This is a genomic window from Mycobacterium sp. (assembly GCF_035623875.1).
In the GTDB taxonomy this organism is placed as follows: Bacteria; Actinomycetota; Actinomycetes; order Mycobacteriales; family Mycobacteriaceae; genus Mycobacterium.
In genome coordinates this window covers 1-8,164 of record NZ_DASPSP010000129.1, presented here as the reverse complement: position 1 = coordinate 8,164, position 8,164 = coordinate 1, and the positions used below count along the sequence as shown (strand labels likewise).

Here is an 8,164-nt window from a genome sequence, read left to right as displayed (position 1 = left end):
AGGTGATGGCCGCGCTGGTGATGACCCACGGCGCCGAGTTCGACGCGGACAAATTCCGCGCGTTCCTCAGCGAGCAGACCGACCTTGGACCCAAGCAGTGGCCGTCATACATTCGGGTCAGCACCACGCTGCCGCGCACGGCGACGTTCAAGGTGCTCAAGCGGCAGCTGTCTACCGAGGGCCTCGACTGCGCCGATCCGGTGTGGCCCATCCGCCGTTAGCCAGCACGGTGTCATGGTCAGCCTCCGGGGGGCCTAATATCAATTACTTGCGATTACCGCGTAGAGCATATACGGTCAGCGCTGCGGGCGGGTGGTCGTGATCGACAGGAGCAGGCATGGCTCGTTTCCCCAAGCCACCGGAAGGCAGCTGGACCGAGCATTACCCCAATCTGGGGACCGGTCCGGTGTCCTACGAGGATTCCATATCACCGGGCTTCTACGAGCTTGAGCGACCGGCAATCTTCAAGCGAGCCTGGCTGAATGTCGGGCGCGCCGAGCAACTTCCACGCAACGGCAGCTATTTCACCAAGGAGCTGAAAGTCGCCAACACGTCAATCGTCATTGTGCGCAACTCCCAAGGTGAGATCAACGCGTTTCATAACATCTGCCGGCACCGCGGCAACAAATTGGTCTGGAACGACATGCCGTTGGAGGAAACCAGCGGCTTCTGCCGACAGTTTCGGTGCAAGTATCACGCCTGGCGTTACGACTTGGACGGCAACCTGACTCACGTCCCACAGGAAGGTGAGTTCTTCGACCTGGATAAGAACCGCTACGGACTGGTACCCGTGCACTGCGATGTGTGGGAAGGCTTCATCTTCGTCAACTTCGCAGCCGAACCCCAGCAGTCGTTGCGGGATTTCCTCGGTCCGATGGTTCTCGGCCTGGAGGGCTATCCGTTCGGGCAGATGACGTCGCGGTGGTGTTACCGCTCGGAAGTGAAGGCGAACTGGAAGCTCTATCTGGATGCGTTCCAGGAGTTTTATCACGCGCCGGTGTTGCACGCGAACCAGTCGCCGTCCAAGTACTCCAAGGCCGCGGCGGAGGCGGGTTTCGAGGCGCCGCACTATCGCATCGACGGGCCACACCGGCTGGTCAGCACCTCGGGTGTCCGGGCTTGGGAGATGGACGCCGATATGCGCAAGCCGGTCGACGAGATTTGCCGCAGTGGGCTTTTCGGGCCATGGGACAGCCCTGAGATCGGCCCGCTCCCCGCTGGCGTCAACCCGGCCAACTGCGACCCGTGGGGGCTGGACTCGTTTCAGCTATTTCCCAATTTCGTGATCCTGATCTGGGGGCAGGGCTGGTATCTGACCTACCACTACTGGCCGACGTCGTATAACAGCCATGTCTTCGAGGGCACACTGTATTTCCCGCCGCCGCGCACTCCCCGTGAGCGGGTCGCGCAGGAGCTGGCGGCGGTCACCTTCAAAGAATTCGGTTTGCAGGACGCCAACACGTTGGAGGCAACGCAGTCCATGATCGAATCACGTGCCGTCGACGGGTTTGTCCTCAATGACCAGGAGGTGCTGTTGCGGCATCTGCACCACGAGACCGCCGCGTGGGTCGATGAATACCGGCGCACAGCGGTGGGAGTCTGACCGCGATGACCGCCAAGCTGCCACCCGAATTCGTTGATCTCGAACCGTTTTCGCATTGGTGTCTGCCGACCGAACCGCAGCGCTACCACAAGCGAATCACTAGCTCAATGGCCGAGATGCAGGCCTTCTATGACGCCATCACGCTGCGTGCTGAAGACGCCCTCGCCTACTGCGACAAGTTCAGCCTCGACGATCTGCCCGAGGACGTGATCAACCTGATGCACCTGCTGTACTCGATGATCATGGTGTCCTTCCCGGTCGAATGCTGGAAGCAGCCTCGCGTTCCCGATTCGGGCGCATCGACTTTGGATTGCGTCTGCGAACCCGTGCCGTGATCGTGCTACGGGCCGCCCGCTGGGCGGACGTTGACACCGGCCAGGTGCACTCGCCGGCGGTGATTGTGGTCGACGACGACCGGATCGCGGCCGTCAATCCCGCCGAGTCACCGCCGGTTTCGGCTACCGAGATAGACCTTGGCGATGTGACGCTGCTGCCGGGGCTAATGGACATGGAGCTCAACCTGCTCATCGGCGGTCCCGGCGGACCGGAGGGGTTGCCGAGCCCGATGCACGGCGTGCAGGACGACCCCGCCTACCGCACCCTGCGCGGAGCGGTCAACGCGCGCACCACGTTAGAGGCGGGTTTCACCACCGTGCGCAATCTAGGCCTGATGGTCAAGACCGGCGGTTATCTGCTCGACGTGGCACTGCAGCGGGCAATCGACCAGGGCTGGCACATCGGGCCGCGCATCGTTCCGGCCGGACACGCCGTAACACCGTACGGCGGACACCTTGATCCGACCGTGTTCCAACGGCTGGCCCCCGGCATCATGCCGCTGTCGGTGGCCGAAGGCATCGCCAACGGCGTGCCCGACGTCCGGGCCTGCGTGCGCTACCAGATTCGTCACGGCGCCAAGGTGATCAAGGTTTCCGCTTCGGGTGGGGTGATGTCGCACAGCACATCACCCGGATCGCAGCAGTACTCCGACGAGGAGTTCGCCGCGATCGCCGATGAAGCCCACCGCGCCGGCGTGCGGGTGGCCGCGCACGCGATCGGCGACAGCGCCATCCGCGCCTGCATCAAAGCCGGAATCGACTGTATCGAACACGGTTTCCTCGCCACCGACGAGACGATTCAGATGATGGCCGACAACGGCACCTTCCTGGTTTCCACGACCTATCTGACCGAAGCGATGGCCGTCGACCGGGTAGCACCAGAACTGCGCAAGAAAGCCGCTGAGGTGTTTCCGCAGGCAAAAGCGATGTTGCCCAAGGCAATTGCGGCCGGGGTGCGCATCGCCTGTGGCACTGACGCACCGGCGATCCCGCACGGTCAGAACGCCAAGGAACTTCGCGCACTGGTCGACCGTGGCATGAGACCGATGCAGGCGATCCGCGCGGCCACGATCACCAGTGCCGAGCTCATCGAAGCCGACCATGAACTCGGCCGGCTCGCCCCGGGCTTCCTTGCCGACATCATCGCCGTACCCGGAGACCCGTCGCAGGACATCGCCACCACCCTTGACGTGCAATTCGTGATGAAGGATGGCCAGATCTATAAGGGTCTCCAGCGGCGGGCAGGATGAGCATGGAACTTACCGACAACATTTTGTGGCTGCTCAAGCAGGCCTTCCACTTTTCATTGAAAACCGTCAATGACGCGATCAGCGGTCACGGAGTGACCACCGCGCAGATCGGCCTGATGCGCCAGTTGGCCAACGAACCCGGCCTGTCCGGGGCCGAGCTTGCCCGCCGGCTTCTCATCAGTCCCCAAGGCGTGCAGTTGGCGATCACCGCGTTGGAGCGCCGCGGACTCGTTGAGCGCAAGCGAGATCCCCAGCACGGGCGGATCCTGCAGACCTATCTCACCGACCAGGGCCGCGCGGTGGTCGCCGCCGTTCTCGCCGACGCGCTGGCCGCCCATGACCAGGTGTTCGGCGTTCTCGACTCCAACGAACGACAGCAACTGCACGACCTGCTGGCCCGAGTGGTCGAACAGGGCACCGGGAACCCGCTCTTCACCGACCACACCGAGGCTTGAATCAAGTACTTGATAACTATCGCAAGTACTTGATATCTTGGCTGGCGATGGAGGAAGACAATATGCATGCTGCCGCCGTCGCAACCGACACTGTCACGGAGGAAGTAACGATTCAGCTGGACCGGCGAACCACCGTGGTGCCGTATCGGAGCGGCAACACCATTTTGCAAACTGGCCGCATGGCCGGGCTGACAGTACCTTCGTCGTGTGAAAGTGGTTCATGCGCAACGTGTATGGCCCGACTGGTGGAGGGAAGCGTGCAGATGATCAACAACGAAGCGCTGACCGAAGAGGAAGTCGCCGACGGCTGGATCCTGACCTGCCAATCCATGCCGACCAGTCGCTCTGTGCGAATCGTCTACGAATGAGCAATGTCCAGCGGGTGGCGGTGGTGACCGGCGGCGCTTCGGGTATGGGTGAGGCAACCTGCCACGAGCTCGGCCGACGCGGGCACAAGGTCGCGGTTCTCGACATCGATAGCCAATCCGCTCAGCGGGTTTCCGCAGCACTCCAAGCCGAGGGGGTGACCGCCCTCGGTGTGGCCACCGATGTGACCGACCGGCACGCGGTCGAGGAAGCGTTCGCGAAAGTGCGAAGCGGGCTGGGCCCGGTCACCATTTTGGTCACCAGCGCAGGCATGGTGGGCTTCGCGCCGTTCATTGAGATCACCCCCGAATCATGGGCGCGGATCATCGATGTCAACCTGACCGGGACCTTCCACTGCTGCCAGGTGGCCCTGCCGGACATGCTGGCCGCGGGTTGGGGCCGCATCGTGATGATCTCGTCGTCCAGCGCCCAACGCGGCTCCCCCGGCATGGCCCACTACGCCGCTTCGAAAGGTGCGGTGATTACCTTGACGAAATCGCTTGCGCACGAATATGCATCGGCGGGTATCACTGTGAACAACATCCCCCCGTCGGGCATCGAGACCCCGATGCAGCACCAATCCCAAGCCAAGGGGAACCTGCCGTCGAATGAAGTATTAGCTCGACGCATCCCGATGCAACACCTCGGCACCGGTGCTGACATCGCGGCTGCCGTTGGGTTTTTGTGCTCGGATGAGGCCGGGTTCATCACCGGCCAGATACTCGGCGTCAACGGCGGAGCAGTGATGTGACAGGAGGTTCACATGGCGCGATGGCCTAAACCTGTGGAGGGTAGCTGGACCGAACACTACCCGGATCTGGGCACCGGACCAGTGTCGTTCCGCGACTCCACGTCGCCGGAGTTCTATGCCACCGAACGCGAGGCGATCTTCAAACGCGCTTGGCTCAACGTTGGCCGCGTCGAGGATGTGCCGCGCGTCGGGAGCTACTTCACCAAAGACATCGCGGCAGTCGGCACGTCGATCGTCGTGGTGAAAGGCAAAGACCAGGCGATCCGCGCATTCCACAACGTCTGCCGGCATCGCGGAAACAAATTGGTGTGGAACGACTTTCCCAACGAGGAAACCAAAGGCGTGTGCCGGCAGTTCACCTGCAAATACCACGGCTGGCGGTACGACCTGGACGGAGCACTCACCTTCGTGCAGCAGGAATCCGAGTTCTTCGACCTCGATCGCGGCTGCTACGGGCTGCGGTCGGTGCACTGCGATATTTGGAACGGCTTTATCTTCGTCAACTTCGATTCCGAGCCGCGGCAAAGCCTGCGGGAGTTCCTCGGACCAATGATCACCGCGCTCGACGGATATCCGTTCGACCGGCTCACCGAGCGCTACGATTGGGTCGCGGACAACAACAGCAACTGGAAGATCTTCGCCGACGCGTTTCAGGAGTACTACCACGTACCATCGCTGCACCCGCAGCAGGTTCCACCGAAAGTGCGCGATCCCAACGCCGGATTCGAATGCGCCCATTTCCAAATCGACGGTCCGCACCGCTTGGTGTCCACAGCGGGTACCCGCCGCTGGCTGATGGCACCGGAGTATATGTATCCCATCGAACGCGCCACTCGCAGTGGGCTTGTCGGCCCGTGGCGAACCCCAGACTTGGGAGAGCTGCCGGCCGGCCTCAACCCGGGCGGCATCGAGCCTTGGGGGATCAGCAATTTCCAGATCTTCCCAAACCTGGAGATCCTGATCTACGGCGGGTGGTATCTGCTCTACCGATATTGGCCGACCTCGCACAATACCCACCGGTTCGAGGCCTACACCGCATTTTCCCCGGCACGCAGTGTGCGTGAACGCATCGAACACGAGGTTGCCGCGGTGGTACTCAAGGAATTCGCGTTGCAGGATGCCGGCATGCTGGGCGGTACCCAGGCCGCCCTAGAGACCGGCATTGTCGATGAATTCCCGCTCAACGATCAGGAGATCCTGGTCCGCCATCTGCATAAGGCTGTCGGCGACTGGGTGGCTGATTATCAGCGGGAGCTGACGCCGGTCGGGGCGGACCATGGCTGACGCTTTACTACCCAGCGCCTTCGCCGAACTTGAGCTGTACGCCGAAACCTGGTGTCTGGGAACAGAAACCGAGCGGTGGGAAAAACGAATGGCCAGCACGATGGCCGAGATGCGGGAATTCTACGACGCCTTCTTCCCTCGGTTGGAAGACGCGATCGAGTACTGCGACAAGTTTTCGCTCGATGACCTTCCCGAGGATGCGCTGAACCTGCTGCACCTCATCTACTCGCTGATCATGGTGGCGATGGCGGTAGAGATCATGCATCAACCCCGACCCACCGACGCCGCGGACGCCGTCATGATTCGCGTCAGCGAACCGGTGCCGTGAGAGCAGGCGAGTGATGCGCCTACTTACTATCAACAAGCTCACCACCTCGGTGGGCGTGGAAGTCATGGGTATCGATGCCGATCGGCTGGTCGCCGACCAGATGATCGCCGAAGCGGTGCTCGACGCGCTGGAAGAAAATGGCGTGCTGGTCTTTCGGCGCCTGCACCTGAACCCTGAAGCACAGGTTGCGTTTTGCCGCCGGCTCGGGGCGGTCGACTATTCCTCCGACGGTCACCACTCGGTACCGGGTATCTACCCGATCACGCTGAACCCGTCGAAGAATTCGTCGGCGGCATATCTACGCGCGACCTTCGACTGGCACATCGACGGCTGCACACCGCTCGGTGACGAGTACCCGCAGAAAGCCACCGTGCTGTCTGCCATGCAGGTCGCCGTACGCGGCGGCGAAACCGAGTTCGCCAGCTCGTATGCGGCTTATGACGCGTTGAATGCCGACGAGAAACAACGCTACGGGTCGTTGAAAGTCATTCATTCGCTGGAAGCCTCACAGCGACGCGTCACTCCCGACCCCACAGCCGAACAGCTGGCGCGATGGCGCTCACGCCGCACTCACGAACATCCGCTGGTGTGGACGCATCACAGCGGTCGCAGATCGATGGTGCTTGGTGCGTCGGCAGACTACATCGTCGGCATGGACATCGACGAGGGCCGCGCGCTGCTGGCCGAATTACTGGACCGCGCCACCGCGCCCGACAAGGTCTACAGTCACCGCTGGTCGATCGGTGACACGGTGATCTGGGATAACCGGGGCGTCCTGCACCGCGCCGCAGCCTACGACACGGACTCGCCGCGAGAGATGCTGCGCACCACCGTGCTCGGCGACGAGCCCATCCAATAGCCCGGACTTCGACCCCTACAGGCCCAGAATGCGTGCGGCGTTGTCGTACAAGAACTTCGGCCACACATCGTCGCGGAAGGGCACGTTGGGCATCTCGGTGAAGATTCGCTCCAACGTCAGCCCCATCGGGAAGTACCCGGCGTAGAGCACCTTGTCCGCGCCGCGGGTGTTGGCGTAGTCAATGATCGCCTTCGGGTAGTACTTGGGCGCGAACGCCGACGTCGAGTAGTACAGGTTCGGCCACTTCAGCATCAGCTTGACGGCCAGATCCTCCCACGGCTCACACCCGTGGCGAGTCACGAAGACCAGATCGGGAAAGTCGAACATCACGATGTCGATGCGCGCGACGTCCTGCGGCGCGAACGGCACCCGCGGCCCGGGCACCCCGGCGCACACGAAGATGGGTATGCCCAGTTCGACACATGCGGCGTAGATCGGATACATCTTCGGGTCGTCGATAGGCACCTGCGGGAAGGTGCCGGCAGGGAATACCGACGTGGCCCGGATGCCGAACTCGTCGTGTTCACGGTGAATGGCTTTGACCGACCCCATCACGTCGTTGGGATCCGGTATCGCCCCCGCCGGCACAAACCGGTCGGGATACTTCTTCAGCGCCAGTTGCGACGTCTTGTCGGCGACGCCGATCATGCCCTTCTGGATTCCGAAGCGGTCCATCTCGTGCAGGGTCACTGCGATGGGATCGCTGGTCGGCAGGTCTTTCGGCACTCCTTTGAACATGTACTCAACGGGGAATTCGAACTTCTCCCGCGACTCCCGGTCCTTGGCCTGCTTGCGGATGAAGTCGTACTGACCAGAGCCCTGGTGGGGAAAGCCGATCATCGTGTCGAACACCGGCAACCCGGCACAGCCAGCCATAAGGTCCTCCGAATCCGAGTCGCTCGCGCCTTTCGGTGCTCACCAGGTTGAAACAAG

Annotated in this window: 9 protein-coding genes and 2 pseudogenes; 10 read left to right on the top strand and 1 reads right to left on the bottom strand. The window is 62.2% G+C overall.

All coding sequences use genetic code 11. The annotated features are described in order from the left end of the window. The 10 genes and pseudogenes from VEI45_RS10535 to VEI45_RS10490 all read left to right on the top strand — a co-directional run. Positions 1–221, top strand: a pseudogene (locus VEI45_RS10535) (acyl-CoA synthetase); the annotation flags it as partial. A gap of 116 nt (positions 222–337) precedes the next feature. After that, positions 338–1,603, top strand: coding sequence for an aromatic ring-hydroxylating dioxygenase subunit alpha (locus VEI45_RS10530; protein ID WP_324852847.1), 1,266 nt, complete (start codon positions 338–340; stop codon positions 1,601–1,603). Between the two features lie 5 nt (positions 1,604–1,608). Beyond that, entirely contained in the window at positions 1,609–1,938 is a 330-nt protein-coding gene (locus VEI45_RS10525) for a hypothetical protein (RefSeq protein ID WP_414687445.1), read from the top strand. Further along, complete coding sequence (locus tag VEI45_RS10520) at positions 1,914–3,188, top strand: metal-dependent hydrolase family protein (protein ID WP_414687444.1); 1,275 nt, start codon at positions 1,914–1,916, stop codon at positions 3,186–3,188. Before VEI45_RS10525 ends, VEI45_RS10520 begins: the two co-directional genes overlap by 25 nt. Positions 3,189–3,190: 2 nt before the next feature. After that, a complete protein-coding gene (locus VEI45_RS10515; RefSeq protein WP_324852849.1) occupies positions 3,191–3,643 on the top strand; it encodes a MarR family winged helix-turn-helix transcriptional regulator in 453 nt (150 codons plus the stop codon). An 86-nt stretch (positions 3,644–3,729) separates the two neighbouring features. Next, positions 3,730–4,011 (top strand): annotated as a pseudogene (locus tag VEI45_RS10510) (2Fe-2S iron-sulfur cluster-binding protein); the annotation flags it as partial. Next, on the top strand, positions 4,008–4,760 hold the full coding sequence (locus VEI45_RS10505; protein ID WP_324852845.1) for an SDR family NAD(P)-dependent oxidoreductase: 753 nt from the start codon (positions 4,008–4,010) through the stop codon (positions 4,758–4,760). The pseudogene VEI45_RS10510 and the gene VEI45_RS10505, both read left to right, overlap by 4 nt. 12 nt (positions 4,761–4,772) lie before the next feature. Continuing rightward, positions 4,773–6,044 carry an aromatic ring-hydroxylating dioxygenase subunit alpha gene (locus VEI45_RS10500; RefSeq protein WP_324852843.1) on the top strand — a complete coding sequence of 424 codons (1,272 nt, stop codon included), beginning with the start codon at positions 4,773–4,775 and terminating at the stop codon, positions 6,042–6,044. After that, the gene (locus VEI45_RS10495) at positions 6,037–6,372 is read left to right on the top strand and encodes a hypothetical protein (RefSeq protein ID WP_324852841.1); all 336 of its coding nucleotides are present in this window, start codon (positions 6,037–6,039) and stop codon (positions 6,370–6,372) included. Before VEI45_RS10500 ends, VEI45_RS10495 begins: the two co-directional genes overlap by 8 nt. Positions 6,373–6,385: 13 nt before the next feature. After that, positions 6,386–7,231 (top strand): TauD/TfdA family dioxygenase, encoded by an 846-nt coding sequence (locus VEI45_RS10490; protein WP_324852839.1) that lies wholly within the window; start codon positions 6,386–6,388, stop codon positions 7,229–7,231. Positions 7,232–7,246: 15 nt separating this feature from the next. On the opposite strand, the gene VEI45_RS10485 is transcribed toward VEI45_RS10490, so the two are convergent. Next, positions 7,247–8,107 carry an amidohydrolase family protein gene (locus VEI45_RS10485; protein WP_324852837.1) on the bottom strand — a complete coding sequence of 287 codons (861 nt, stop codon included), beginning with the start codon at positions 8,105–8,107 and terminating at the stop codon, positions 7,247–7,249. Positions 8,108–8,164: the final 57 nt, after the last annotated feature.

Excerpts from the sequence above, each read along its gene's own strand:
- VEI45_RS10515 (WP_324852849.1), top strand. The coding sequence starts at position 3,191 with ATGGAACTTACCGACAACATTTTGTGGCTGCTCAAGCAGGCCTTCCAC.
- VEI45_RS10490 (WP_324852839.1), top strand. The coding sequence starts at position 6,386 with ATGCGCCTACTTACTATCAACAAGCTCACCACCTCGGTGGGCGTGGAA.
- VEI45_RS10530 (WP_324852847.1), top strand. The coding sequence starts at position 338 with ATGGCTCGTTTCCCCAAGCCACCGGAAGGCAGCTGGACCGAGCATTAC.
- VEI45_RS10505 (WP_324852845.1), top strand. The coding sequence starts at position 4,008 with ATGAGCAATGTCCAGCGGGTGGCGGTGGTGACCGGCGGCGCTTCGGGT.
- VEI45_RS10495 (WP_324852841.1), top strand. The coding sequence starts at position 6,037 with ATGGCTGACGCTTTACTACCCAGCGCCTTCGCCGAACTTGAGCTGTAC.
- VEI45_RS10485 (WP_324852837.1), bottom strand. The coding sequence starts at position 8,107 with ATGGCTGGCTGTGCCGGGTTGCCGGTGTTCGACACGATGATCGGCTTT.
- VEI45_RS10500 (WP_324852843.1), top strand. The coding sequence starts at position 4,773 with ATGGCGCGATGGCCTAAACCTGTGGAGGGTAGCTGGACCGAACACTAC.
- VEI45_RS10525 (WP_414687445.1), top strand. The coding sequence starts at position 1,609 with ATGACCGCCAAGCTGCCACCCGAATTCGTTGATCTCGAACCGTTTTCG.